At 69.5% G+C, this 25,518-nt stretch carries 24 protein-coding genes and 1 tRNA gene; 12 read left to right on the top strand and 13 right to left on the bottom strand.

Annotated features, from left to right (window positions below):
• Positions 1 to 39 precede the first annotated feature (39 nt).
• The 3 genes from B8W69_RS15790 to B8W69_RS15780 all read left to right on the top strand — a co-directional run bounded on the left by B8W69_RS15790 (position 40) and on the right by B8W69_RS15780 (position 3,136).
• Positions 40 to 134 (top strand) — tRNA-Sec (locus B8W69_RS15790).
• Between the two features lie 18 nt (positions 135 to 152).
• A complete protein-coding gene (gene selA / locus B8W69_RS15785; protein ID WP_085290722.1) occupies positions 153 to 1,445 on the top strand; it encodes an L-seryl-tRNA(Sec) selenium transferase in 1,293 nt (430 codons plus the stop codon).
• A complete protein-coding gene (locus B8W69_RS15780; RefSeq protein WP_085290721.1) occupies positions 1,433 to 3,136 on the top strand; it encodes a selenocysteine-specific translation elongation factor in 1,704 nt (567 codons plus the stop codon). The genes selA and B8W69_RS15780 overlap by 13 nt, the downstream gene beginning before the upstream one ends.
• Here B8W69_RS15780 and B8W69_RS15775 read toward each other — a convergent pair.
• Positions 3,120 to 3,584 carry a GatB/YqeY domain-containing protein gene (locus B8W69_RS15775; RefSeq protein ID WP_085290720.1) on the bottom strand — a complete coding sequence of 155 codons (465 nt, stop codon included), beginning with the start codon at positions 3,582 to 3,584 and terminating at the stop codon, positions 3,120 to 3,122. The genes B8W69_RS15780 and B8W69_RS15775 overlap by 17 nt on opposite strands.
• Positions 3,585 to 3,696: 112 nt before the next feature.
• Here B8W69_RS15775 and B8W69_RS15770 point away from each other — a divergent pair, with 112 nt between their 5' ends.
• The 5 genes from B8W69_RS15770 to B8W69_RS15750 are packed head-to-tail and all read left to right on the top strand — an operon-like array spanning position 3,697 to position 9,025.
• Positions 3,697 to 4,911, top strand: a complete 1,215-nt coding sequence (locus tag B8W69_RS15770) for a DUF7847 domain-containing protein (RefSeq protein WP_085290719.1) — start codon at positions 3,697 to 3,699, stop codon at positions 4,909 to 4,911.
• A gap of 25 nt (positions 4,912 to 4,936) precedes the next feature.
• Complete coding sequence (locus B8W69_RS15765; RefSeq protein WP_085290718.1) at positions 4,937 to 5,590, top strand: DUF4129 domain-containing protein; 654 nt, start codon at positions 4,937 to 4,939, stop codon at positions 5,588 to 5,590.
• Entirely contained in the window at positions 5,590 to 6,729 is a 1,140-nt protein-coding gene (locus B8W69_RS15760) for a DUF4350 domain-containing protein (protein WP_085290854.1), read from the top strand. The genes B8W69_RS15765 and B8W69_RS15760 overlap by 1 nt, the downstream gene beginning before the upstream one ends.
• Positions 6,726 to 7,703 carry an AAA family ATPase gene (locus B8W69_RS15755; protein WP_085290717.1) on the top strand — a complete coding sequence of 326 codons (978 nt, stop codon included), beginning with the start codon at positions 6,726 to 6,728 and terminating at the stop codon, positions 7,701 to 7,703. Before B8W69_RS15760 ends, B8W69_RS15755 begins: the two co-directional genes overlap by 4 nt.
• Entirely contained in the window at positions 7,703 to 9,025 is a 1,323-nt protein-coding gene (locus B8W69_RS15750) for a DUF58 domain-containing protein (RefSeq protein WP_085290716.1), read from the top strand. Before B8W69_RS15755 ends, B8W69_RS15750 begins: the two co-directional genes overlap by 1 nt.
• Before the next feature lie 18 nt (positions 9,026 to 9,043).
• Here B8W69_RS15750 and B8W69_RS15745 read toward each other — a convergent pair whose 3' ends face one another.
• Positions 9,044 to 10,036, bottom strand: a complete 993-nt coding sequence (locus tag B8W69_RS15745; protein WP_085290715.1) for a stage II sporulation protein M — start codon at positions 10,034 to 10,036, stop codon at positions 9,044 to 9,046.
• A 77-nt stretch (positions 10,037 to 10,113) separates the two neighbouring features.
• On the opposite strand from B8W69_RS15745, the gene B8W69_RS15740 reads away from it, so the two are divergent.
• Positions 10,114 to 11,055, top strand: a complete 942-nt coding sequence (locus B8W69_RS15740; protein ID WP_085290714.1) for an RDD family protein — start codon at positions 10,114 to 10,116, stop codon at positions 11,053 to 11,055.
• Here the strand turns inward: B8W69_RS15740 and B8W69_RS15735 are convergent.
• Positions 11,052 to 11,438 carry a hypothetical protein gene (locus B8W69_RS15735; RefSeq protein ID WP_085290713.1) on the bottom strand — a complete coding sequence of 129 codons (387 nt, stop codon included), beginning with the start codon at positions 11,436 to 11,438 and terminating at the stop codon, positions 11,052 to 11,054. The two genes, B8W69_RS15740 and B8W69_RS15735, sit on opposite strands and share 4 nt — an antisense overlap.
• A 194-nt stretch (positions 11,439 to 11,632) precedes the next feature.
• On the opposite strand from B8W69_RS15735, the gene B8W69_RS15730 reads away from it, so the two are divergent.
• The gene (locus B8W69_RS15730; RefSeq protein ID WP_085290712.1) at positions 11,633 to 12,361 is read left to right on the top strand and encodes a PadR family transcriptional regulator; all 729 of its coding nucleotides are present in this window, start codon (positions 11,633 to 11,635) and stop codon (positions 12,359 to 12,361) included.
• Between the two features lie 42 nt (positions 12,362 to 12,403).
• Here B8W69_RS15730 and glpK read toward each other — a convergent pair whose 3' ends face one another.
• Positions 12,404 to 13,930 carry a glycerol kinase GlpK gene (gene glpK, locus B8W69_RS15725; RefSeq protein ID WP_085290853.1) on the bottom strand — a complete coding sequence of 509 codons (1,527 nt, stop codon included), beginning with the start codon at positions 13,928 to 13,930 and terminating at the stop codon, positions 12,404 to 12,406.
• Positions 13,931 to 14,065: 135 nt separating this feature from the next.
• Between glpK and B8W69_RS15720 the strand changes: the two genes are divergently transcribed.
• Positions 14,066 to 15,544 carry a glutamate-cysteine ligase family protein gene (locus B8W69_RS15720; protein ID WP_085290711.1) on the top strand — a complete coding sequence of 493 codons (1,479 nt, stop codon included), beginning with the start codon at positions 14,066 to 14,068 and terminating at the stop codon, positions 15,542 to 15,544.
• A gap of 20 nt (positions 15,545 to 15,564) precedes the next feature.
• Positions 15,565 to 16,230, top strand: a complete 666-nt coding sequence (locus tag B8W69_RS15715) for a class I SAM-dependent methyltransferase (RefSeq protein ID WP_085290710.1) — start codon at positions 15,565 to 15,567, stop codon at positions 16,228 to 16,230.
• Here B8W69_RS15715 and egtE read toward each other — a convergent pair.
• From egtE to B8W69_RS15670, 9 genes are all read right to left on the bottom strand, one after another.
• Positions 16,227 to 17,333: an ergothioneine biosynthesis PLP-dependent enzyme EgtE gene (egtE, locus tag B8W69_RS15710; RefSeq protein WP_245843275.1), complete on the bottom strand. Its 1,107-nt coding sequence runs from the start codon at positions 17,331 to 17,333 to the stop codon at positions 16,227 to 16,229. The two genes, B8W69_RS15715 and egtE, sit on opposite strands and share 4 nt — an antisense overlap.
• A gap of 47 nt (positions 17,334 to 17,380) precedes the next feature.
• The gene (gene egtD / locus B8W69_RS15705) at positions 17,381 to 18,346 is read right to left on the bottom strand and encodes an L-histidine N(alpha)-methyltransferase (protein ID WP_085290708.1); all 966 of its coding nucleotides are present in this window, start codon (positions 18,344 to 18,346) and stop codon (positions 17,381 to 17,383) included.
• Positions 18,346 to 19,065 carry an ergothioneine biosynthesis protein EgtC gene (egtC, locus tag B8W69_RS15700; RefSeq protein WP_085290707.1) on the bottom strand — a complete coding sequence of 240 codons (720 nt, stop codon included), beginning with the start codon at positions 19,063 to 19,065 and terminating at the stop codon, positions 18,346 to 18,348. The genes egtD and egtC overlap by 1 nt, the downstream gene beginning before the upstream one ends.
• The gene (gene egtB / locus B8W69_RS15695) at positions 19,065 to 20,375 is read right to left on the bottom strand and encodes an ergothioneine biosynthesis protein EgtB (protein WP_085290706.1); all 1,311 of its coding nucleotides are present in this window, start codon (positions 20,373 to 20,375) and stop codon (positions 19,065 to 19,067) included. The genes egtC and egtB overlap by 1 nt, the downstream gene beginning before the upstream one ends.
• Positions 20,372 to 21,685 carry an ergothioneine biosynthesis glutamate--cysteine ligase EgtA gene (gene egtA, locus B8W69_RS15690; protein ID WP_085290705.1) on the bottom strand — a complete coding sequence of 438 codons (1,314 nt, stop codon included), beginning with the start codon at positions 21,683 to 21,685 and terminating at the stop codon, positions 20,372 to 20,374. Before egtA ends, egtB begins: the two co-directional genes overlap by 4 nt.
• 178 nt (positions 21,686 to 21,863) lie before the next feature.
• Positions 21,864 to 22,535 carry a sensor domain-containing protein gene (locus B8W69_RS15685; RefSeq protein WP_085290704.1) on the bottom strand — a complete coding sequence of 224 codons (672 nt, stop codon included), beginning with the start codon at positions 22,533 to 22,535 and terminating at the stop codon, positions 21,864 to 21,866.
• Positions 22,536 to 22,567: 32 nt separating this feature from the next.
• Complete coding sequence (locus B8W69_RS15680; RefSeq protein ID WP_085290703.1) at positions 22,568 to 24,016, bottom strand: catalase; 1,449 nt, start codon at positions 24,014 to 24,016, stop codon at positions 22,568 to 22,570.
• Positions 24,017 to 24,256: 240 nt separating this feature from the next.
• Complete coding sequence (locus B8W69_RS15675) at positions 24,257 to 24,805, bottom strand: hypothetical protein (protein WP_085290702.1); 549 nt, start codon at positions 24,803 to 24,805, stop codon at positions 24,257 to 24,259.
• A 153-nt stretch (positions 24,806 to 24,958) separates the two neighbouring features.
• Positions 24,959 to 25,390, bottom strand: coding sequence for a hypothetical protein (locus tag B8W69_RS15670; protein WP_181447417.1), 432 nt, complete (start codon positions 25,388 to 25,390; stop codon positions 24,959 to 24,961).
• Positions 25,391 to 25,518 lie beyond the last annotated feature (128 nt).

The following is a 25,518-nucleotide window of genomic DNA, read 5'->3' as shown; positions in this document are numbered from 1 at the left end:
CGCGCCGCGGAGGCTGCGACAATTGGCGCCATGGCTGAAGGAGGCGTGTCCGGTCTGGTGACCGGCGCGGTCTTCAAAACCGTCGAACGGCAGTCGCTGCCGTTGGCGGGTTCAATTCCCGTCCGCCTCCGCCATGTTCTTTCGAGCCCGACATGAGCGACCCACGCCGACGGGTGCCCGGCACCGACACCTTGCTCGCCGATCCGCGGCTGGTCGCGGCGCAGCGGGTGCTGGGCCGCGACCTGGTGAAGTCGGTGATCACCGCGGCCCAGCGGCGGGCGCGCGCCGGCGAGATCGCACCCGAGCAGGTCGCCGAGCACGCGGTCGCCGCGCTTCCCGCCACCGCCTCGAGCCTGCGACCGGTCATCAACGCCACCGGGGTGGTGGTGCACACCAATCTGGGCCGCGCCCCGCTGTCGCGGGCCGCGCTGGACGCGGTGGTCGCCGCCGGCGGTGCCACCGACGTCGAGTTCGACCTGGCGACGGGCCGGCGCGCGCGCCGCGGCCGGGGTGCGCTGGCCGCGCTGGCGGGTGCGGTGCCGACCGCCGGCGGCGTGCACATCGTCAACAACAACGCGGCCGCGCTGCTGTTGACCGCCATGGCGCTGGCCCCGGGCAAGGAGATCGTGCTCAGCCGCGGTGAGCTCGTCGAAATCGGCGACGGGTTCCGCATCCCTGAGCTGCTGGAATCCACCGGATCGCGGCTGCGCGAAGTCGGCACCACCAACCGCACCAGCCTGCGCGACTACACCGAGGCGCTAGGGCCGCAGACCGGTTTTGTGCTGAAGGTGCATCCGTCCAACTTCCACGTCAGCGGCTTCACCTCGGCCGTCGACGTCGCCACGCTGGCGCCGGAACTGCGCAGGCTCGGCGTACCGCTGGTGGTCGACATCGGCTCCGGCCTGCTGTCGCCGCACCCGGTGCTGCCCGACGAGCCGGACACGACGTCGATGCTGGCCGACGGCGCGGACCTGGTCACCGCGAGCGGGGACAAGCTGCTGGGCGGGCCGCAGGCCGGGTTGCTCTTCGGCCGCGCCGAGCTGATCGAGCGGATCCGCCGCCATCCCGCGGCGCGCGCCCTGCGGGTCGACAAGCTGACGCTGGCCGCGCTGGAGGCGACGCTGCTGGGGCCGCCCCCGCCGGTGGCGCAGGCGCTGGCCGCGGACGTCGAGCGGTTGCGCGCCCGGGCCGAGTCGCTGGCCGGCGGGATGCCCGGCGCCATGGCGGTGGACTGCGTCGCGGCCGTCGGCGGCGGCGGGGCGCCCGGCGTGGAATTGCCGAGCGCCGCGGTGAGCCTGCCCGAGTCCTACGCCGCCGCACTGCGCCTCGGCAGCCCACCCGTCGTGGGCCGCCTGGAAGGCGGCCGGTGCCTTCTCGACCTGTGCACGGTGTCGCCCGAGGACGACGAGCTGCTGGCCGCGGCGGTACGGGCGTGTTTGTCCTAGCCACCGCCGGACACGTCGACCACGGCAAATCGACTCTGCTGCAACGGATTACCGGCATGTGGCCGGATCGGCTGGCCGAGGAGCGGCGGCGCGGCCTGACCATCGACCTGGGTTTCGCGTGGACCGAGCTCGGCGGCCGCCAGCTCGCGTTCGTCGACGTGCCCGGCCACGAAAGGTTCGTGGCCAACATGCTGGCCGGCGTCGGTGCGGTCCCCGCGGTGGTGTTCGTCGTCGCGGCCACCGAGGGCTGGATGCCGCAGTCGGAGGAACACCTGGCTGCCCTCGACGCGCTCGGGGTCCGCCACGGACTGCTGGTGATCAGCAAGGCCGACCTCGCCGATCCGGGCCCGGCGGTCGCGCAGGCGTCCGAAAAGCTTGCCGCCACATCACTTGCCGGCGTTCCCGTGGCCATCGGCACCGACCTCGACCGGGTGCGCGCCGAACTGGTGGCGCTGACCGACCGGCTGCCCGCGCCGGACCCTGTCGCCGACGTACGGCTGTGGGTGGACCGCAGCTTCACCGTGCGGGGCGCGGGCACCGTGGTCACCGGCACGCTGGCCGCCGGCACGGTGCGGGTGGGCGACGAGCTCGAGCACGCCGGGCGGCGCGTCACCGTCCGCGGGCTGCAATCGTTGGGCCGCAACCACTCCGAGATCGGCGCGGTGGCCCGGGTGGCGCTGAATCTGCGCGGCGTTGACCGGCACGACATCGGCCGCGGGAACACCGTGCGCACGCCGGGGGCCTGGTTGGACACCGCGGAGATCGACGTCGCCCTGCGGTCGGCGGGCACGCTGCACCGCCAGCTCGTGCTGCACATCGGGTCGGCGGCGGTGCCGGTGCAGGTGCGCCGGCTAGGGGCCGCCGCGGCGCGGCTGCGGCTGGCCAGGCCCCTGCCGCTGCGCGTGGGGGACATCGGGTTGCTCCGCGACCCCGGACAGCACCGGATCGCGGCGGGCGTCGAGGTGCTCGACGTCCGCCCGCCCGGGCTGCGACGGCGCGGCGCTGCGCGGGCGCGCGCCGACGAACTGGCCACCGGCGAGGTCGCCGCACCCGCCGTCGCGCGCGCCGCGGACCTGCGCGCCATGGGTCTGCCGCTGCGCGGGCAGCGGGTGGGCGACTGGGTGGTGGATCCGCGATGGTGGGCAGCGCGGCGCGAGGACGCGGCCGAGGCGGTCCGGCGCTGGGCGGGCGATCACGACATCGCGGCGGGCATGCCGCTGGAGACCCTGCGACAACAGGTCGGGCTGCCCGCCGCCGACCTGATGCCCAAGTTGCTGGACGGCGCGGGCCTGGAGGTGGCCGAGGGGTTGGTCCGCCCGCCCGGGGCGGGCCTGCCGGCCCGGGTGGATAAGGCCGTGTCCGCGGTCGAGGAGTGGCTGGCCGCCGAGCCGTTTTGGGCGCCCGAGGCCGACGAGCTGGCCGAGCTGAAGCTGGGCCCGCGCGAGCTGGCTGCGGCGGTGCGGGCCGGGCGGCTGACGCGGATCGCCGACGGGGTGGTGCTGGGGCCCGACGCCCTGGACCGCGCCGCCGGCGTGCTGGCGGCGCTGCCGCAACCGTTCACCGTCAGCGAGGCGCGCCGCGCACTGGGCACCACCCGGCGGGTGGCAGTGCCGCTGTTGGAGCAGCTCGATGCCCGGCGAGTGACGCGCCGCGGCGACGACGGAACCCGGGTGATTACAGCCGGTCTTTGACGGCGGCCGAGAGGCGGGCACCGTCGGCCTTGCCGGCGGCGATCGCGGTGGCGGCCTTCATCACCATGCCCATCTGTTTCATCCCCGGCCGCTCGCCGATTTCCTCGGCGACCTGCGCGATCGCGGTGTCGGCGACGTCGGCCACCTCGGCCTCGGTGAGCGGGGTGGGCAGGTACTCGTCGATGATCCGCCCCTCGGCGTGCTCGTTGGCGGCGAGCTCTCCGCGCCCGTTCTGGGTATAGATCTCCGCGGATTCGCTCCGCTTGCGGGATTCTTTGGCCAGCACCTTGATGACTTCCTCATCGGTGAGGTCCTTGGCCACCTTGCCGGAAACTTCCTCGGTTTGGATCGCAGCCAACAGCATGCGCAGGGTGGCCGTTCGCAACTTGTCCTGGGCCTTCATCGCCGCGGTCAGGTCGGTCCTGATCCGGGATTTGAGTTCCGCCATATCTGAGACGCTACGCGCCGGGCGGGGGGTCAACGTTGTGAAATGCCCCGGCCGCCGACAGGATAGAGCCCATGACGAACGACGCGCCCGGCTGTAAAGGCCGCGGGGTTCGGTGAGCGCGCCGCCGCCTGGTTATCCGGCTGGCCCGCCACCGGCATCCGGCCCACAACCTGAATACGGTCCCCCTCCGGGCTACGGCCCGCCGCCGGCATACGGCGCGCCACCGGCGTACGGCCCGCCGCCCGCATACCAACCCCCGCCCGGCTACGGACCCCCGCCGGGCTACGGGCCACCATCCGGATACGGGCCCGCGCCGGGCTACGGATCGCCGCCACCCTTCGGCACACCGCCGGGCTACGGGGCCGTCAAACCCGGCATCATCCCGCTGCGGCCGCTGACCCTCGGCGACATCTTCAACGGCGCGGTCGGCTACATCCGGGCGAACCCGAAAGCGACGTTGGGCCTGACCGCCATCGTCGTGGTGATCATGCAGATCGTCACCAAGGTCGCCTTCTTCGGGCCACTGGCCGCGGCCGACAAGCTCGCCAGCGATCAGCCCGGCCAACTGAGCTCGGGTGTCCTGGGGGCCTGGTCCGTGTCGGTGGGCGGCGGCATCCTGGTCGGCTGGCTGGGCGGCATGCTGCTGTCCGGGATGCTCACCGTCATCGTCGGGCGGGCGGTGTTCGGGTCACCCATCACCATCGGCGAAACCTGGGCCAAGATCCGCGGGCGACTGCTGGCCCTGCTCGGCCTTGCCCTGCTGGAAGCCGTCGTGGTCGCGGCGCTTGCCGGGCTGGTCGCGGTGATCATCGGGGTGTTGGCGGCGATCGGGAGCGCCGCGGCGGCCGTGGTCCTGGGCATTCCGCTGGTGCTGGTCGTCGTCGCGCTGCTGGTGTTCCTCTACACCGTGGTGCTGTTCGCCCCGGTGCTGATCGTGTTGGAGCGGCTGCCGGTCATGGACGCCATCACCCGATCGTTCAAGCTGGTGCGCAACGGATTCTGGCGAGTGCTGGGTATCCGGGTGCTCGCGTTCCTGGTGACGGCCGTCGTCGCCAACGCCGTGGCGGTGCCGTTCAGCATCGTCGGCCAGTTTTTCCAGATCACCTCGTCCGGCACGGCGTTCCTGGTCAGCACGGCGGTTCTCTCGGTCGGGGCGGCCATCGGCGAGATCATCACCGCACCGTTCAACGCGGGGGTGATCGTGCTGCTGTACGCCGACCGCCGGATGCGCGCCGAGGCATTCGACCTGGTGCTGCAGAGCGGAGCCGCCCAGGGGCCATATGCGGCCGCGTCCACCGACAACCTCTGGCTGACGCGGCCCCTGTAAGGGCCGAGCGAGGACTAGCTCAAGGATGCCTTCCATCGACATCGACCGCGATGCCGCACATCGCGCCGCGCAGGACGAGCTCAACAAACCGATCTATTCCAAGGGCTCCGCGCGGGAGCATTTCGTCGACTGGGTCAACGACCTGATCTACCGGCTGCTGCAGAAGACTTCCTCGGTGCCGGGCGGATGGCTCACCGCCACAGTGCTTTTCATCCTGCTCGCCATCGCGATGATCGTCGGTATCTACATTCTGCGGCGCACCATGCGCACCCGCCGCGGCGGCGACTACTCGCTGTTCGAAGCCGCCCAACTGACCGCCGCCCAGCACCGCGCAACTGCGGGAAACTATGCGGTCGAGGGTGATTGGGCCGCCGCGATTCGTCACCGGCTGCGCGCCGTCGCCCGCCAGCTCGAAGAGACCGGGGTCCTGACACCGGCCCCCGGTCGCACCGCCAACGAGCTTGCCCGCGACGCGGGTGCAGCGCTCCCCCACCTGGCCGGCGAATTAAGCCAAGCGGCAACGGCTTTTAACGACGTCACGTATGGCGAACAGCCCGGGACCCAGGACGCCTACCAGATGATCACCGAGCTGGACGACCACTTGCGGTCCCACTGGCAGGGCGGTCCGCTCGAGCCCGGCCGGCCCGCCGCGCCCGAGTCATGGGCTCAGGTGCGGTGATGGCCACGACCACCGACGCCGGTCCCGAAACCACGCCGCGCCGCCGACGCACCTGGCGCTGGGTGTTCGTCACCCTGCTGGTGCTCGCCGTGATCGCCGGCGTCGACGCATACCTGAGCGCATCGCGACCCGGGGCCCGCATGGACCCCGCGTCGACCGGCTCCGACGGTGCCCACGCGCTGGTGGAGTTGCTGCGCGGTGCCGGAGTCGACGTCGTCGTGGCCAACAACATCGCCGACGTCGAACACGCGGCGCGCCCGGACGCGCTGATACTGGTGGCCCAGAGCCAATACCTCACCGACACGCTGCTGGACCGGCTGGGCAACGTGCATTCGGATCTGCTGCTGGTGGAACCGACCACCCGGACCCGCGAGGCGCTGCTGCCCGGGGTGCGGGTCTCCGGCGCCAGCGGCTTTGACCTCGACCCGAATTGCACTCTGCGCGAGGCCGTTCGGGCCGGGTCCGTCCGATTCGGGGCCACCAACACCTACCAGTCCAAAGACGGCCGCGCGATGACCCGATGCTACGACGGCGCGCTGATCCGCTTCCGCGACGACGGGCGCACCATCACCGCCGTCGGCAGCACCGGCTTCATGACCAACGGCAGTCTGCTGCAGGCGGGCAACGCCGCGCTGGCGATGAACCTCGCGGGCGACCGGCCCCGGCTCATCTGGTACGCGCCCCATCGCATCGAGGGTGAATCCTCGCCCAAGGCAACGCTTTTCCAGCTGATTCCGCCCAACGTGATCTGGATCGTCGGGCAACTGGCGCTGGTGGTGCTGCTGGTCGCGATCTGGAAGGGCCGTCGGCCCGGACCGCTGGTGGCCGAGGAGTTGCCCGTGGTGGTGCGCGCATCGGAGACCGTGGAGGGCCGCGGGCGGCTGTACCGGTCCCGACGGGCTCGCGATCGCGCGGCCGCGGCTTTGCGCGCCGCCACGGTGGCGCGGCTGCTGCCGCGCCTCGGCCTGGGTGCGGGCGCCTCGCCGGCGGCGGTGGTGACCACCGCGGCCCAGCGCGCCGGAGCCGATCCGGCGTTCGTCTCCTACCATCTGTTCGGTCCGCCCCCGACGACCGACAACGACCTGTTACAACTTGCCCGTGCGCTCGACGAAATCGAAAGGCAGGTCGCACACCCGTGACACAACCCACTACCGCTCAGTCCCCCACCGCTGAATCGGCGCGCGAGGCGCTGCTGGCGTTGCGCGGCGAGCTCGCCAAAGCCGTCGTCGGACAGGAGGGCGTGGTCAGCGGCCTGGTGATCGCGCTGCTGTGCCGCGGCCACGTGCTGCTGGAAGGTGTTCCGGGAGTGGCGAAGACGCTGCTGGTCCGGGCGCTGTCGGCGGCGCTGCAGCTGGAATTCAAGCGGGTGCAGTTCACCCCCGACCTGATGCCCGGCGACGTGACGGGTTCGCTGGTGTACGACGCGCGGACCGCCGCGTTCGTCTTCCGGCCCGGCCCGGTGTTCACCAATCTGCTCCTGGCGGACGAGATCAACCGGACCCCACCCAAGACCCAGGCCGCGCTGCTCGAGGCTATGGAAGAGCGTCAGGTCAGCGTCGACGGCGAACCGCAGCCGCTGCCCGACCCGTTCATCGTGGCCGCGACCCAGAATCCGGTCGAGTACGAGGGCACCTACCAGTTGCCCGAGGCCCAGCTGGACCGCTTCCTGCTCAAACTGAATGTGACGCTGCCGCCGCGCGATGCCGAGATCGCCATCCTGCACCGGCACGCGCACGGCTTCGACCCGCGCAATCTGTCGGCGATCAAGCCGGTGGCCGGACCCTCCGACCTGGCGGCCGGCCGCGACGCCGTGCAGAACGTGCTGGTTGCCGACGAGGTGCTGGGCTACATCGTCGACATCGTCGGGGCCACCCGTTCCTCCCCTGCGCTGCAACTGGGCGTGTCACCCCGCGGGGCGACCGCCCTGCTGGCCACGGCGCGCTCCTGGTCGTGGCTGTCCGGTCGCAACTACGTCACGCCCGACGACGTGAAGGCCATGGCCCGCCCGACGCTGCGGCACCGGTTGATGCTGCGGCCCGAGGCCGAACTCGAGGGGGCCACGCCCGACGGCGTGCTCGACGGGATCCTGGCGTCGGTTCCGGTGCCCCGCTAGTGGTCCTGACCGGACGCACCGGGCTGGTCGCACTGATCTGCGTCCTGCCTATCGCGCTGTCTCCTTGGCCGGCAACCACTTTCGCGGCCCTGCTGACCGCGCTGGCAATCGCGGTGGTCTTCGACATCGTCCTGGCGGCCGGCACGGCCAAACTGCGCTACGTGCGTTCCCCGGATCGCTCGGCGCGGCTCGGGCAGCAGGTGGAGTGCGGGCTGTCGATCCACAACGACGGCGCGCGCCGGTTCCGCGGCCAGATCCGCGACGCCTGGCCGCCCAGCGCCCAGGCGCGACCGCGCATCCATCCCATCGACATCCCCGCCGGGCAAGTCCAGCACGTCCAAACCCAGCTACTGCCCGTTCGCCGCGGCGACCAGCGAGCGACGGTCGTCACCGCCCGATCGATCGGCCCGCTTGGGCTGGCGGGACGGCAGGGTTCGCGACCGGTGCCCGGGCAGCTGCGGGTGCTGCCCCCGTTTTTGGCCCGCAAGCACCTGCCGTCGCGGCTCGCCAAGCTCCGCGAGATCGACGGCCTGCTGCCCACGCTGGTACGCGGGCAGGGCACCGAATTCGACTCGCTGCGAGAGTATGTCGTCGGCGACGACGTGCGCTCGATCGACTGGCGCGCCACCGCGCGCCGCGCCGACGTGGTGGTGCGCACCTGGCGGCCCGAACGCGACCGGCGGGTGGTGATCGTGCTCGACACGGGCCGCACGGCGGCAGGCCGGGTCGGTGTCGACCCGACCGCGTCCGATCCGGCGGGCTGGCCGCGGCTGGATTGGTCGATGGACGCCGCGCTGCTGCTGGCGGCCCTGGCGTCGCGGGCCGGCGACCATGTCGACTTCCTCGCTCACGACCGGGTGAGCCGGGCCGGCGTGTTCGGCGCCTCGCGCACCGAAGTGCTTGCCCAGCTGGTCGACGCGATGGCGCCCCTGCAACCTACCCTCGTCGAATCGGATTGGCGGGCAATGGCTTCCGCGATCGCGCTGCGCGCCCGTCGGCGGTCCCTGGTGGTGCTGCTGACCGACCTCAACGCGGCTGCGCTCGACGAGGGCCTGCTGCCCGTGCTGCCGCAGCTGTCGGCCAAGCATCACCTGCTGGTAGCGGCGGTCTCCGATCCGCGCGTCGACCAAATGGCCGCCGGGCGTTCGGATGCCGCGGCGGTGTACGACGCGGCGGCCGCCGAACGATCTCGCAATGACCGCGGCGCGATCGCCACGCGGCTGCGCCGCAGCGGCGTGGAGGTCGTCGACGCCCCGCCCACCGAACTGGCACCCGCCCTTGCCGATCACTATCTGGCGATGAAGGCGACCGGGCGTCTGTAGCCCGCCGGCGACACCCGCTCAGCGGGTCGGAACGAAGTCCGGCGCCTCTGCCATGTCGCCGCTTTCCCCGGCCTTCACCCCGCGGCGGCCGAAGTAGACGATGTAGGACAAGAACGCCACCTCGGCGATGACGCCGATGCCGACCCGCACGAACGTCGGCAACGGCGACGGGGTCACCAGCGCTTCGATCAACCCCGAGACCAGCAGCACCGCAACCAGACCCACGGCGACCGAGACGACGGCGCGGCCCTGTTCGGCCAGCACCTGGCCGCGGGGCCGGTCTCCGGGCGAGATCACCGACCAGCCCAGCCGCATTCCCGTTGCGCCCGAGAGGAATACCGCCGTGAGCTCCAATAGCCCGTGCGGGACAAGCAAACCCAGCAGTAGGGCGCCCTTGCCGGCCGGGAACATCAGGCCGGCGATGACACCCAGGTTGGCGGCATTCTGAAACAGCACAAAGGGAATCGGCACGCCCAGCACCACGGACAGGGCGATGCATTGCGCGGAAACCCAGGAGTTGTTCACCCAGATTTGCAGCGCGAACGCCGCGGCGGGATGCTCGCTGTAGTACGACTCGACATCGTGGTTGACCAATTGCTGGATGTCGCTGGGGGTTCCGAGCGAGGACTGCACATCCGGGCTGCCGGCGACCCAGAGCGCAACGATGACGACCACTGCGAAGAACGCCGCCGCGGTGGCCAGCCACCACCGCCAGGTGCGGTAGGCCACGACCGGGAACGACACCGTCCAGAACCGGGTGAACGCACTGCTCAGCGGCGCGTGGGCACCGGTCACCGCCGAACGGGCCCGTGCGATCAGGCTCGAGAGCCGGCCGACCAGCACGGAATCCGACGACGCCGAGCGCAGCATCGACAGGTGGGTGGAGACCCGCTGGTAAAGCTCGACGAGTTCGTCGATTTCCGCGCCGGACAGCGACCGGCGCCGCCCGATCAATCGGTCGAGGCGGTCCCAGGTCGGGCGATGGGCCAGCACGAATGCATCGACATCCACCCTCGGCAGCCTAATCGCACCGCCGGCATGACAAGGTGCGGCCGGCCACACGCACCCAGCCTGTACCGTTCGAAGTTATGTCGGAGGTGGTGACCGGGGACGCTGTGGTGCTCGATGTGCAGATCGCCCAGCTGCCGGTGCGGACGCTCAGCGCGCTGATCGATATCGTGGTCATGGTCATCGGCTACCTGCTCGGCCTGATGTTGTGGGCGGCCACCCTGACTCAATTCGATACCGCACTGACGAACGCGATCCTGCTGATATTTACGGTTCTGGTAATTGTCGGCTACCCCTTGGTTCTCGAAACGGCAACGCGGGGACGCTCGGTCGGCAAGATCGCGATGGGCCTGCGTGTGGTGTCCGACGATGGCGGCCCAGAACGCTTCCGCCAGGCGCTGTTTCGGGCCCTGGCGGCGCTGGTGGAGATCTGGATGCTGTTCGGTAGTCCCGCCGTCATCTGCAGCATCCTGTCTCCGAAGGCCAAACGGATCGGCGACATCTTCGCCGGCACGGTTGTGGTCAACGAACGGGGACCCCGGCTCGGGCCACCGCCCATGATGCCGCCCTCCTTGGCATGGTGGGCGTCCTCGTTGCAGCTATCCGGCCTGTCGGCCGGGCAGGCCGAGGTGGCACGCCAATTCCTTTCCAGGGCAACGCAGCTCGACCGTCAGCTGCGCCTGCAGATGGGGTACCGAATCGCCGGTGACGTGGTGGCCCGCATCGCGCCGCCGCCACCGCCCGGCGCCCCACCGGAGCTCGTTCTCGCGGCCGTCCTCGCCGAGCGGCACCGCCGCGAACTGGCCCGGTTGCGCCCGGTCATGCCGGCGCCAGGACCGATGGGGCCGACGCCGTGGCCACCGCCCGGCGGCGCATACCCGGGCCGCCCGGGCTGGACCAGCCCGCCGCCTGGTGCGGTGCCGCCACCGCCACAACAATCCGTCGGATGGCCTGGCCCGCGATCGGATGGTCCCGGTCCGGGAGACCCCGGTACGCCGGAAGGTTTCTCAGTGCCGCACTAGCCGGCCACACTCGCCGCCATGAGGGCGACGTCGATGATCAGCAGCGCCCATCCGCACAGCGGAACCGCGATGCCGCCGCGTCGTTTCGCGGTGAAAAACGAGATGATGATGACGACCACGGCGACCGCGGGCGCACCGTAGAACGCGGAGCCGAAATCGATCCCGCCGTGGCCCAGGTTGGGACAGCTGCGGTCGCTGCAGCCGTCGGTGCTCATTACGGCACCGAGCGCGAAGAGCATCACGAGCGCGGCCGCGGGCACCGTCGCCAGCGCCAGCCCCCAGTTGATCCACGTCCAGCTGTTGCGGCGCCGGGCACCGTCGGGTCGCCGGAATGCGGCCGCGCCCGCGCTACCGCCCTCGACCTTCAGGTAGTCAGCGTTCATCTCACTAGTTCCTACCCGTCGTCTGGTGCATGCAAACCGCGCAGCCACGCACGGGCATCACCCGATTTGCCCAGGTCAGCGGCAGTTCATTGCGATATTTCAACATATCCCGTTGCATCACGTTAGTTCCCGATATATCGTGATGTTTCGAAACGCACTGTCGGTGCGCGACCCATAAACGTAAGGACAGAAAAATGAGCAACCCATTCACTCCCCCCGAAGGACCATTCGCCGGTCGGCCCGGTTTCGGATTCGGCTTCGGCTCCGGCCCGGTTGACCGGCGCGCCCTGCACGAGGCACGGCGCCAGGCCCGACGGGACTTCCGCGAACATCTGCGCGATCAAGCCGGTGGCCACGAAGGCCCGCTCGGATTCGGCCCGGGCTTCGGTCCCGGCTTCGGTCCGGGCTTCGGTCCCGGCTTCGGCCCGGGCTTCGGCTTCGGCCCCGGTGGCCGGCGCGGCGGATGGCGCCGCGGCGGCCCGGGTCGCGGCAAGCGCGGCGACGTGCGAGCGGCCATCCTGACACTGCTGGCCGAGCGCCCGATGCACGGCTACGAGATGATCCAGCAGATCGCCGAACGCAGCAACGGACTGTGGAAGCCGAGTCCCGGTTCGGTGTACCCGACACTGCAGCTGCTCGACGACGAGGGCCTGATCACCGCGCGCGAAGCCGACGGCAGCAAGAAGCTTTTCGAGCTGACCGAACAGGGCCGCGCGGCGGCCGAGAAGATCGAGACCCCCCCGTGGGACGAGATCTCCGAAGGCGCCGACCCGGGTCACATGAGTCTGCGGGCGGCCGTTGGCCAATTGTTCGGCGCGGTCGGGCAGTCCGCCCACACCGCTTCGGCCGAACAGCAGCAGCGCATCGTCGACATCCTCAACAATGCGCGGCGTGAGATCTACGGCATTCTCGGCGAAGACTGAGTGCTTCCGGCGGGCCCTGGATCGGGTGACGTCACGTGACCCTCAGGTTACGGAGACCCAATCCAGGGTCCGCCGCACGGCCTTGCGCCACCCCGCATAACCCGCGGCGCGCTGCTCGTCGGTCCAGGCCGGCGCCCAGCGCTTGCCCTCTTGCCAATTGGCGCGCAGGTCGGCCGGATCGGCCCAGAACCCCACCGCCAGACCGGCCGCGTAGGCGGCGCCCAGCGCGGTCGTCTCGGCGACCACCGGACGCACGACGTCGACGCCCAGCACGTCAGCCTGGATCTGCATGCACAGGTCGTTACCGGTAATACCGCCGTCGACCTTCAGCACCTCAAGGTGCACACCGGAATCCGCCGCCATGGCGTCCACCACGTCGCGACTCTGATAGCAGATCGCCTCGAGCGTTGCGCGCGCGAGATGCGCGTTGGTGTTGAACCGGGACAGGCCGACGATCGCGCCGCGCGCATCGGACCGCCAGTATGGTGCGAACAATCCGGAAAACGCAGGAACGAAATAGACTCCGCCGTTGTCGTCGACCTGGCGTGCCAGCGATTCGCTTTGCGCGGCACCGCTGATGATGCCCAGCTGATCGCGCAGCCACTGCACGGCCGCGCCGGTCACCGCGATCGAACCCTCGAGCGCGTACACGGGCTTGGCGTCCCCGAACTGATAGCAGACGGTGGTCAGCAGCCCGTTGTTTGACCGCACGATGGTCTCACCGGTGTTGAGCAGCAGGAAGTTTCCGGTGCCGTAGGTGTTTTTGGCTTCCCCCTCGGACAGACACACCTGGCCCACCATCGCCGCGTGCTGGTCGCCGAGCATCCCGGTGATCGGTACCTCGCCGCCGGCCGGCCCGGTCTCCGACGTCACGCCATAGGGCTGCGGCGACGACGACGGCCCGATCTTCGGCAACATCGCGCGAGGGATGGAGAAGATCGACAACAGCTCGTCATCCCAGTCCAGGGTCTCCAGGTTCATCAGCATGGTCCGGCTGGCATTGGTCACGTCGGTGGCGTGTACACCGCCGCGCGGCCCTCCGGTCAGGTTCCACAACACCCAGGTGTCGGCGGTGCCGAACAGGGCGTCACCGTTTTCGGCGGCCGCGCGCACCCCGTCGACGTTCTCCAGGATCCATTGCAGTTTGGCGCCGGAGAAGTAGGTGGCCGGAGGCAGGCCGGCCCTGCGCCGGATCATTTCGCCGCGACCGTCGCGTTCCAGCGCCGACGCGATCCGGTCGGTGCGGGTGTCCTGCCAGACGATCGCGTTGTAATAGGGCCGACCGGTCTTGCGGTTCCACACCAGAGTTGTCTCACGCTGATTCGTAATACCGAGCGCAGCAAGGTTTTTCGTACTCAGGTTGGCCCGGTTCAACACCGATGTCAACAACGAGGAGGTGCGCTCCCAGATCTCGACCGGGTCGTGCTCCACCCAGCCGGCCCGGGGCAGGATCTGTTCGTGCTCGAGTTGATGGCGTGCCACTTCGGCACCCTTGCGATCGAAGATCATGCAGCGAGTGCTGGTGGTCCCCTGGTCGATCGCGGCGACGAATTCGGCGAACTCGGCCAACTGCTCTCCTCCACCCGTGAGCTCGGACACGTTTGCGGCAAAAGTCCATCATGGTCTACCCACCGGGCGGGCGAGGCCACAACTGCGACTCGTGAGAGCTTGCGTTACGGGCGGTAACCCTGTTGCATCTGCGGTGTGGGCGAAGAGGTCAGGCGCACCACGTACGACAGCGCACACCGACGGGAATACCGGCGCAAGATACAGCTGTGTCTGGACGCCTTCGAGACGATGCTCGCCCAGTCAAGCTTCGATTCCGCGCAGCCGCTCACCGGTATGGAGATCGAGTGCAACCTGGTCGACGCCGACTACCAGCCGGCGATGTCCAATCGCCACGTGCTGGATGCCATCGGCGATCCGGCGTACCAGGTCGAATTGGGCGCCTACAACATTGAATTCAACGTTCCGCCGCACGCGCTGCCCGGGCACACCGGCCTGGATCTCGAGGCCGAGGTGCGGGCCAGCCTGAACGAGGCCGAGAACAAAGCCGGCGCCGCAGGCGGTGCCCACATCGTCATGATCGGCATCCTGCCCACACTGATGTCCCAACACCTGGTGGACCACGGCTGGATGAGCGAATCGAAGCGATACGCCGCCCTCAACGAATCGATCTTCACCTCCCGCGGCGAAGACATCCACATCAACATTTCCGGACCCGAGCCGCTGAGCTGGCACACCTCGACGATCGCACCCGAATCCGCTTGCACCAGCATGCAATTGCATCTGCAGCTGGATCCGGAGACATTCGCCGACAACTGGAACGCGGCGCAGATCGTGGCCGGACCGCAGTTGGCGCTGGGCGCCAACTCACCGTTCTTCTTCGGGCACCGGCTGTGGGCGGAAACCCGTATCGAGCTGTTCGCGCAGTCCACCGACACCAGATCCGATGAGCTGAAATCCCAAGGTGTGCGGCCGCGGGTGTGGTTCGGCGAACAGTGGATCAGCTCGGTCCTCGACTTGTACCAAGAGAACATCCGCCACTTCGAATTCCTGCTGCCCGAGGTGTCCGACGAAGACCCGGTCGCCGAGCTGGCCGCCGGGCGCATCCCACACCTTGCCGAATTGCGTCTGCACAACGGCACCGTCTACCGGTGGAATCGTCCGGTGTACGACGTGGTCGACGGTCGCCCCCATCTACGGCTGGAGAACCGGGTATTGCCGGCCGGGCCGACCGTCATCGACATGCTGGCGAATTCGGCCTTCTTCTACGGCATGCTGCGCGGCTTGTCCGAAGCGGACAAGCCGTTGTGGACCGCCTTAGATTTCGGTGTGGCGGAAACCAATTTCCTGGCGGCCGCGCTGGACGGCATCGACGCCCGGCTGCGTTGGCCCGGGCTGGGCGAGGTGACGGCGCGCGAGCTGGTGCTCGACACGCTGCTGCCGATCGCCGACGACGGGTTGCAGCGCTGGGGCGTCGACGCCGATGTCCGCAACCGGTTCCTCGGGGTCATAGAGGGCCGGGCGCGAACGGGTCGCAACGGCGCCAGCTGGCAGGTTTCCACCGTGCGGGCCCTTCAGGACGGCGGCATGAGCAGGCAGGCGGCGCTAGCCCAGATGCTGCGCCGGTACTGCGAGCACATGCACGCCAACGAGCCGGTACACACCTGGGAGTCCTGACCGCGGGTAGGTTCAACACCATGCCTGATCAAGTAATGGACTGGGACAGCGCTTATCGCGAGCAGGGCGATTTCGAGGGCCCGCCGCCGTGGAACATCGGTGAGCCTCAGCCCGAACTGGCCGCCCTGATCGCGGCCGGCAAGTTCCGCAGCGACGTGCTGGACGCCGGCTGCGGCGTCGCCGAGCTGTCGTTGACCCTGGCCGCCCAGGGCTACACCGTGGTCGGCATCGACCTCACCCCCACCGCCGTCGCGGCGGCCACCAAGGCCGCGGCCGACCGCGGCCTGACCACGGCCACCTTCGTGCAGGCGGACATCACGTCGTTCACCGGCTACGACGGACGGTTCTCCACCGTGGCCGACAGCACGCTGTTCCACTCGTTGCCGATCGAGGGCCGCGACGGCTACCTGAGCGCGGTGCACCGCGCGGCGGCGCCGGGGGCCGGCTACTTCGTGCTGGTCTTCGCGAAGGGGGCCTTTCCCGACGAATGGGAAACCAAGCCCAACGAAGTCGACGAGGGCGAGCTGCGCGACGCGGTGAGCAAGTACTGGGAGATCGACGAGATCCGGCCGGCCTTCATCCACGCCAACATTCCGCCGACACCCGACGGCCCGCAGCACGTCCGCGACGAGAAGGGCCGGATGAAGATGCCGGCCTACCTGCTGACCGCGCACAAAGCGGGCTAGCCGGTCGCGGTCGCCGCGGTGGCGGCGATGAGCGCCTCGGCGAACGTCTCCAAGTCGTCGGCCGTGGTGTCCACGTGCGGCGAGATCCGCAGCACGGGTTCCGTGAGCTCCAGCGGCGCCCGCTGCACGCCGGCGAACGTCGTCAGGATCCGCCGCTCGGCGAGCAGCCAGTCACGCACCGCCTGCGGGTCGGCGCCGTCGTTCGGCGCCAAAGTGGTGATGGCACTGGGTTCTTCGACCTCTTCGACCACCGTCCAACCGGCCACATCGGCCAGCACCGTGCGGCTCAGGCTGCCCACCTCGGCCAGGCGCGCACGCATCGCCTGCGGCCCGTACGCCAGATGCTCGCCCAGCGCCAGCGAAAATCCCACCCGCGCGGCGACATTCGCTTCGCCGAATTCCAGCTGTTCGGCCACCGTCGGCGAGCCGTTTTTGCGCGCCCAGTCCGGCGCGGCGAGGCGTGGGCGCAGTCTTCCCATCAGCTCGCGGCGCACCCCGAGCATCCCGACACCGCGCGGTCCAGCGATCCACTTGCGCGACGAGGAATAGGTCACGTCGGCGCCCACCGCGCAGTCCACCTGGCCCAGCGCCTGGGCCGCGTCGACGACCAGCGGCAGCCCCAACTCCCGGCAGAGCTGAGCGACCATCGAAACCGGTTGCACCACACCGCAATGGCTGGCAACCGCGGTCAGATGCACCAGGTCGGGCGGATCGGTTTGCAGGGCCAGCGCCGCGTCGTCCAGCGCGACTCGGCCGTCTTCCATGCTCGGCAGCAGCTGCCGGCCGAATCCGTGTGCGGCCAGCAGGGCCAGGTTGGGCCCGTATTCGCCGGGCAGGCAAGCCACCGTTCGGCGCTCCGCTGGCCAGCTGCCCAGCAGCAGATCCAGGGCGTTCAGCGAGCCGGTGGTGAAAACCACCTCGGCACCGGCCATTCCGGTCAGCGCGGCGAACGCGACGCGTCCGGCGTCGAGCACCGGTGTGGCCGCCTCCGCCGCGACATAGCCACCGAGCTCGGACTCATTGCGGGCGTGCTGCGCGGCGGCCTCGATCACCGCCAGGCTCTGCCGCGAACAGGCCGCGTTGTCGAGGTGCAGCCCGGCCATCGGCGGGCGGGCTGACCGCCATTGATCGGCCAGCGCGGTGGCGCCGGTCACTTCACGGCCAACGACAACCCGAAGTCGCCCGCCTCGTCGGTCCACCACCGGGTGCGGCGCAACCCCGCGGTGGCCAATTCACCAGTCACCATGTCGGAGTGGAACTTACACGACACCTCGGTGAGCATCTCCTCGCCGGCGTCGAAGTCGACGGTCAGCTCGAGCGCACCGACCCGCACCCGCTGGCGCCGGTCGGACCGCAGCCACATCTCGATGCGTCCTTCCGCCGCGTTCCACCGGGCCACATGCCGGTAGGCGTCGACGTCGAAGTCGGCGTCGAGCTCCCGGTTCACCACCGCGAGCACATTGCGGTTGAACGCCGCCGTCACCCCGGCGGCGTCGTCATAGGCGCGCACCAGCCGCTCGGTGTCCTTGACCAGGTCCGTGCCCAGCAGCAGGCTGTCGCCGGGCCGCATCTGCGCGGACAGTGCCGCAAGGAATTCCGCGCGCGGTCCGGGCGTGAGGTTGCCGATCGTCGACCCCAGGAACACGAACAGCCGGCGCCCGCCGTCGGGTATCTCGGTCAGGTGCTCTTCGAAATCGCCGCAGACGGCCTTGATTTCGATGCCCTCGTATTCCTGCTGGATGGCCGCGGCGGCGGTGGACAGGATGCTGGCGTCGACATCGAACGGGACGAACCTGCGCAGCGCGCCCCGCGCCCGCAGCGCGTCGAGCAACACGCGCGTCTTTTCCGATGTCCCGCTGCCCAGTTCCACCAGAGTGTCGGCCTCGCTGGCCGACGCGACTTCGGCCGCCCGAGCCCGCAAGATCTCGGCCTCGGCGCGCGTCGGATAGTACTCGGGCAGCCTGGTGATCTGGTCGAACAGGTCGCTGCCCACGGAGTCGTAGAACCATTTGGGCGGCAATGTCTTTGGTGTCTTCTGCAGGCCGTACAGGACGTCGCGGCGCAACGCGTGGTACGCCGAGTCGGCGGCCAGGTGGTTCGACAGCGACAGCGTCATCAAGATCCTCTCGACTGATCCAGCGGCGTCATCGTGACACCGTTCGCGGTGACTTCGACAAGGTGGCGGTCCGGCACGTCCTCCCAGTCGGAGTCGTTGTCGTAGGGCTCGCTGGCCAGGACCACTCCGTCCGGGCGCCGCAGAATGGACAGCGTGTCGCCCCAGGCCGTCGCCAGCATGCGAGAGCCGTTGGCGACCAATATGTTCAGCCGGGCGTTCGGATCGGCCGCGGCGACCTCTTCGATGGTCTCCCCCAGCGCGTCGACGCCGCGCTCGAAGATCGTGGCCGCCAGTATCGCGCTGTCACACACCGATTCGGCGCGCGCCGTCGTCGGCAACACGGCCCGGTCGACGATTCCGTTGTGCGACAACAACCACCGTCCGTCGGTGAACGGCGCGCACGCGCTGGCCTCGATCGGCATGCCGACGGTGGCCGAGCGTACCGCCGCCACCACGCAGTGGCTGCGCAGCGCGGGAGCGATGGAATCGAACGACACGTCGCCCCACAGCGGCGCCTGGCTGCGCCAGCGGCGGGGCAACCCGTCCTGCGGGGAGCCTGACGACGTGTCGAAAAATCCGACGCCCCAACCGTCCGCGTTGAGCAGGCAATGTTTTTGGCGGCGCGGCGCATAGGACTGCACCCGCAGCCCGAACGGCGGGTCGAGCACCAGCGAGGAAACCGTGACATCAGTTCCCAGCCAGCCCAGGTGCCGGCACATCAGGCGCGAGCCCCGGCGTCGGGGACGTCCCACGCCAACCGGACGCCGGAGAAGATCTGGCGCCGGTAGGGGTGATCCCAGTTGCGGAAACTCGGGCGCATGATGCCCGGCTCCACGGCCCACGAGCCGCCGCGCAACACCCGGTAATCGCCGTCGAAGAAGGGCTGCGAATACCGCTCGTAGAGCATCGGGACGAAGCCCGGCCAGGGTCGCAGCGGGGAGGAGGTCCACTCCCAGATCTCGCCGAGCATCTGCTCGGCCCCGCACGGCGAAGCGCCTCCCGGGTAGGCGCCGACGGGCGCCGGCCGCAACGCGGCGCCACCGAGGTTGGCCAGCGCCTCGTCCGGTTTGCGCTCGCCCCAGGGATACCGGCGTCGTGTGTTGGTGGACGGATCCCAGGTGCAGGCCTTCTCCCATTCCATCTCGGTGGGCAGCCGGGCCCCGGCCCAGGCCGCGTAGGCCTCGGCCTCGAAATAGCTGACGTGCTGGACGGGTTCGTCGGCCGGGATGTCCTCGACGTGACCGAATCGGGTGCGGGTCGCGCCGTCGGAGCTCCAGAACTGCGGCGCGGTCAGGCCCGCGGCCTGGCGGTGCTGCCAGCCGCGCTCCGACCACCAGCGCGGCTGGCCGTAGCCGCCGTCGTCGACGAACCGGCGCCATTCGCCGTTGGTGACCGGGACCCGGCCGATCCGGAACGCGGGCAGGTCGACGACGTGGGCCGGGCGCTCGTTGTCCAGCGAATACGGTTCGGCGGCGGCGTCCACGCCGAGCACGAATTCGCCGCCGGGCACCAGCACCGACATGCCGGCCAACCCCGCTCGACCGGCCGGCAGCACGGAGGCATCCCGCAAAAGCGGTGCACCGCTGCGCAAATTCAGCGCCTGCAGCATCGTTTCGTCGTGCTGGTTTTCGTGGCTGACCACCATCGCGTAGACGAACGCGGCCTCGTCGCCGGCGGGATCGTCGGGCAAGGCGTCGAGCGCGTCGAGCACGGCCGAGCGCACGGTCCGGCAGTAGGCCCGCGCCTTGTCCGGCGACAGCAGTGGCAGATCGACCCGGCTGGCGCGGGAGTGCACGAAGGCGTCGTAGAGTCCCTCGACCGCCGGCGGCAGCATCCCGGGGCGCGCGGCGTCACCGCCGCGCAACAGCCACAGCTCCTCCTGCTGGCCGATGTGCGCCAGGTCCCACACCAGCGGGCTCATCAGCGGGTGGTACTGCCGGCAGAGTTCGGCATCGTCGAATTCGACCAGCCGCAGCGTGCGCGTTCGCGTCCGCGCCAGGTCGTCGGCCAAGCCCTCCCGTGACGTCACAGCCCCCCTTGCGCCAGTCGCGCCACCGTGGGGGCCAAGCCGTGCTCGACCACCTGGTCGGAGAAATCGTCGCCGGGGCAGCGGCCCTGGTCGACCAGGCGGACCAGCCGCTCCATCGAATCGCCGAGTTCGGCGGGCGCCTTCGCGACGGCGATGGCCATGCACGCGTTGGCCGCCGCGTAGAGCCGCCGGTCCCGCAGCCCCACCCGGGCCGCGGTGTCCCAGGCGGTGGCCACCGGCTCGACGGCCTCGGCCGCGATGTCGGCGGCGGCCGGGTCGTCGAGCAGGACCGTCAGGGTGAACGCGACGGCGGGCCACACCGCGTCGGGCACGCTGTCCAGATAGCGGATCTCCAGCCACTGCCTGGGCCGTACCGGCGGGAACAGCGTGGTCAGGTGGTATTCCAGGTCGGCGACGCTGGGGCGACGGTCCCCGAGCAACACGCGGCCATCGACCCAGTCGGCAAAGGGCACCCAATGCGTGACGGCCTCGGCGTCGGGGTTGTGCACCAGCATCACCGGGGCCTTGAGCGCATATCGCGCCCAGTCGGTGCCCGGGTCGTCGCCGCTGGCGCCCAGGATGGGTCCGCAGCGCGCCGAGTCCATCCGGCCCCACACCCGCTGCCTGCTCGACACCCAGCCGGTGAAGTCACCGTCCAGCATCGGCGAGTTGGCGGTGATCGCGATCATGGTGGGCCCCAACGCATGTGCAAGGCGTACCCGCGCCGCCCAGCCGTCGCGCGGCCCGGCGTCCAGATTGACCTGAATCGATGCGGTGGACGTCATCATCGCCGCGCCAGCCTCCCCGGAGTGGCTGGTCGCGAAGAACTGTTCCATGGCGCGGTACCGGGCGCCGGGGTTGATGCGCTTCGGGGGGCGCAGCGGGTCGGCACCGAGGAAGACCAGGCCCAGCCCGGCCGCAGCAAACGCCGACTGGAGCACGGCCTGGTCGCGGCGCATGGCCTCGATGGCCGGCACCACGCCGTCGGCCGGCGGCCCGGACAGTTCAACGGCGCCGCCCGGTTCCACGGTGATCCTGCTGCCGCCCGGCAGCGCGGGAAGCGCGTCCAGCACATCGGCGATCTCGCTCCAGCTCGGTCTGCGGTGCGGGTCGGCCGGGTCGTGGCAGTGGGCTTCCAACTCCAGGCCGACGCGGCCCAGCGGGGCGTCCACCAGACATCCCTCGGCGATGTATTGCGCGACGGCCGCGGAGTCGGCCAGCTCGGCGATGTTGAGCTCGGGGGCGGGTTCGACACCGGCCACGCGCGACTCCGACTGCGAAGCCGCGTCAGTGATCGGCGCGAACGTCATATCACGATCCCTTCGGGCCCGGGCAAGCCTGACATGCACCTGCGGACCGCTTCCCTGCGCAGCTAATCGAACGATAATCGGCAGTACTTCGTCTAGTGCTTCATCTATCAGACGCCCCCGACATATTCCCTTCTCCGCTCTTGGGGTGCTCGGGAAAGACGGTTACCCAATCGCCCGACTATTGACCCAGCGCGTTCTGCATCGCCCCAGCTAGCACGTTGACCGCGGGCCCGGCGTTGCCCGATTGGCACACTTTCGCCTGCAACAACACGTTTTCGCGCAGCCTGGTTTGATCGAAACACCGCCGCTCGGTGCCCGCCTCCTGCTTCGTCCAATTCTCGTCGGCCGGGCCGGCCGGCCCCCCGTCGAACGACCACACCTGCGTGGCGCCGTTGTCCAAGTGGACCGCGGTGGTCTGTCCCGAGCAGCCCACGGTCCGGTCGACCACCCGGTGGTACGCCCGGTCGGCGGCGTCGTTGGTGGCAAACACCCCGACCGCCTGCTTGACGAAGTGGGTCTGATCGGTGGCCGACGTCTGGGTGACGGCACTGTTGAACGACGCCAGGTCCGGATCGTTGTACACCTCGGGCAGCCCGATGTCCGCCCAGTTGTTGCAGACCGGGAGATCCACCCATTCGTCCTGGACCGGTTGCGTGGATACCGACTCCCAACCCATGGGGCCACCGACGATGTTGCCGACCGACCCCTTGCCCAGGACGGCGTAGTTCACCACGCCCGGCTCCGACGGGTGCGCGGCCGCGACCGGAATTGCGGCCGCGCCCGCCAAAGCCAAGCCGATGGCCATCGCGGCCCCGTGCAGCTGGGCAACCTGCGTAACCCGCCTGGTCATGCAGCGATCATGCCAGGCGCACCGACGCGCGGTCAGCCCCCGTTGCCCCGGACGCCTTCCTCGACCTTCTTGCCGAGATCGGGGTCGACGTTGCGCCAGTACTCGAACACCCGCGACAGCACCGGTTCCTTGACGCCCTGGGAGACGTGACCAATGATGTTGTGCGCCAAGCGATCCCGAGCGGCATCGTCAAGGACTTCGCGAACCATCGTGCCGGCCTGGCTCCAGTCGTCGTCCTCGGCGTGCAGCGTGTACGCGGAGCGGACCATGTCGCCGTCGGCGTGCCAGCGGATCTCGGCAGCGCGCGCCGGGTCGGCGTGCGGGCCGCCGTAGGAGTTAGGCGCATACACGGGGTCGGATACGTTCTTGATCCGCATGGCGCCGTCCTTGGAGTAGCTGTTCACCTCCACCTTCGGCTCGTTGACCGGGATCTGCCGGTAGTTGGCCCCCAGCCTGGCGCGGTGCGCATCGGAGTAGGAGAACCCACGGGCCTGCAGCATCTTGTCTGGGCTCAACCCGGTGCCGGGCACCGTGTTGTTCGGCTCGAACGCGGCCTGCTCGATCTCGGCGTGGTAGTCGGTGACGTTGCGGTTCAGCGTCATCTTGCCGACGTCGATCAACGGATAGTCGCCGTGTGGCCACACCTTGGTCAGATCGAACGGGTTGAACCGGTAGTCCTTGGCTTCCTCGTACGGCATGATCTGCATCTTCAGCGTCCAGCTCGGATAGTCCCCGCGCTCGATCGACTCGAACAGGTCCCGCTGGTGGTAGTCGCCGTCCTCGCCGGCCAACCGGTCGGCATCCTCCTGGGTCAGGAACTCGATGCCCTGATCGGTGATGAAGTGGTACTTCACCCAGAAGATCTCGCCGGCCGCGTTGATCCAGCTGTAGGTGTGGCTGCTGTAGCCGTTCATGTTCCGCCAGGTCTTCGGGATTCCCCGGTCGCCCATCAGCCAGGTCACCTGGTGCGCCGATTCCGGGGATAGGCTCCAGAAGTCCCACTGCATGTTGTGGTCACGCACATTGCTTGCCTGCAAGCGCTTCTGGGACCGGATGAAGTGCTGGAACTTCAGCGGGTCACGCATGAAGAAGACCGGGGTGTTGTTGCCGACCAAGTCGAAATTGCCCTCGCTCGTGTAGAACTTCAGCGCGAAGCCCCGCGGGTCGCGCCAGGTGTCTGGGCTGCCCCGCTCGCCGGCGACGGTGGAAAACCTTGCCAGCATCTCGGTTTTGGTGCCGGGCTGGAACACCGCGGCCCTGGTGTATTGGCTGACGTCATTGGTCACTTCGAAATGACCATATGCGCCACCGCCTTTGGCGTGCGGCTGGCGCTCCGGGATGCGCTCCCGGTTGAACATCGCCATCTGTTCGATCAGGTAGTGGTCCTGCAACAGAATCGGGCCGTCCGGGCCGATCGTCAGCGACTGGTCGTCGCTCGGCGCAGCGATGCCGGCGTCATTGGTTGTGAAAGGCTCAGTCATTTCGCTCTCTCCTCGTCACCGGGCTGAAGGCCGCGGTGCCCGAGGTCGCACACCGCGGTACCGAATCGCCTGAGCATCAGGCATTTTCCGTACCGCAGTGAGCGCCCCGGATCTTCCGGCCTGCAATCGAGTATTCCCCTCATCTTGACCTGTCAAGAAAGTGCGCGACTTCCGGTTGGTCGCCCACTACGGGTTGATACCCATTCCGGGCAGGATTAAGGCGTGACTTGTGCGGCGCCGTCAGGGGCGCGGCGCGGGGGCGGGGGCCGGGTTGCTGCCCGGAACTTGCCCGGGCCCGCTGACACCCGGGCCAGTGACCGGTCCGCCGGGACCACCCGGGCCGCCGGGGGGCATCGGAACGATCAAGCCGGGGCCACCCGGCCCGTATCCCCATGGCCCGTTGTCGGGTCCGCCCGGGCCGCCGTACCACGGGCCGTAGCCGCCGGGTCCGTATTGCCCGGGTCCGTATTGCCCGGGGCCGTTGCCCGGCCCGGGCCCACCGGGGCCGCCCCACGGTCCGTTGCCCGGCCCGGGGCCGCCGGGGCCGCCCGGATGGAACACGCTGTGGTGATAGTGGCAGTGGTGCTGGTGCTTCCAGATGAAGGCGCCGACGAAGAACACCGAGGAGAGGATGAAGACGATGCCCGCGACGATCACCACCCAGGCCGCCGCCGTATACAGCCGTGGCGGCTGCACCCGGTGCGGGGGTGGCGGGGGTGGCGCGGTCACGGGCGCGGCCGGTGTTGACTCAGTGGTTGGCTCAACTGGTGGTTCGGGTGTCTCGCTCATGCCTTGCCATATTGCCCCGGATACCTGGTCCCTAACAGGTCTGGGCGACAAAATTGTGGTGAATCGAGACGCGGTGGTTAGACCTCGGTGATCGCAACAGAAGGTGGCCCGGCGCTCACGTGGAGCGCCGGGCCACTGGTTGACAACGATTTTTCAGTTGGTCAGCACGATGACGCTCGGGGCCTGTCCCGGTGCGCCGTGCGCGGTGGCCGCGGAGTGGAAGACCGACGCCGGGAGCTGACCCGGGGCCATGCCACTGGGACGCACGCCCGAGGTAGCCGGAGGAGCGGAGGTGGCTCCCGGACCGTTCTGACCGCCCTGGCCACCCGGTGCGCCCGGGCCACCGAAGCTGCCGGGGCCACCAGGACCGCGGTGGTGAACCATCGCGTGGTGGTGCTTGTGGTGGTGGTGGCCGTGATGGCCGCCGCGGTGCCCGAGGATGAAGCCGGTGAAGAAGATGACCGCGACGATGAACACGATCCCGGCGACGATGGCGACCCACGCGGCGAGTTGGAAGACCCGCGGGGCCCGGTAGGCCGCTGCCGCTTCGGCGGCGACCGGTGCAGTGGCGGTGGAGTGCCGCACAGTGGGGGTTTCAGATGTTTCACTCATGAGACAAATGATGAAGCCGTTAACAGTAGTGGCGGCTATGCGCTACTTATGTAGCAGCTGTGAACTAAAGCCCCCGCTCAGAGGGTATATCGGCCTGGCAA

It is taken from the genome of Mycolicibacterium vulneris, from assembly GCF_002104765.1.
Lineage (GTDB): Bacteria > Actinomycetota > Actinomycetes > Mycobacteriales > Mycobacteriaceae > Mycobacterium > Mycobacterium vulneris.
This window is presented reverse-complemented; position numbering and strand designations above follow the sequence as displayed.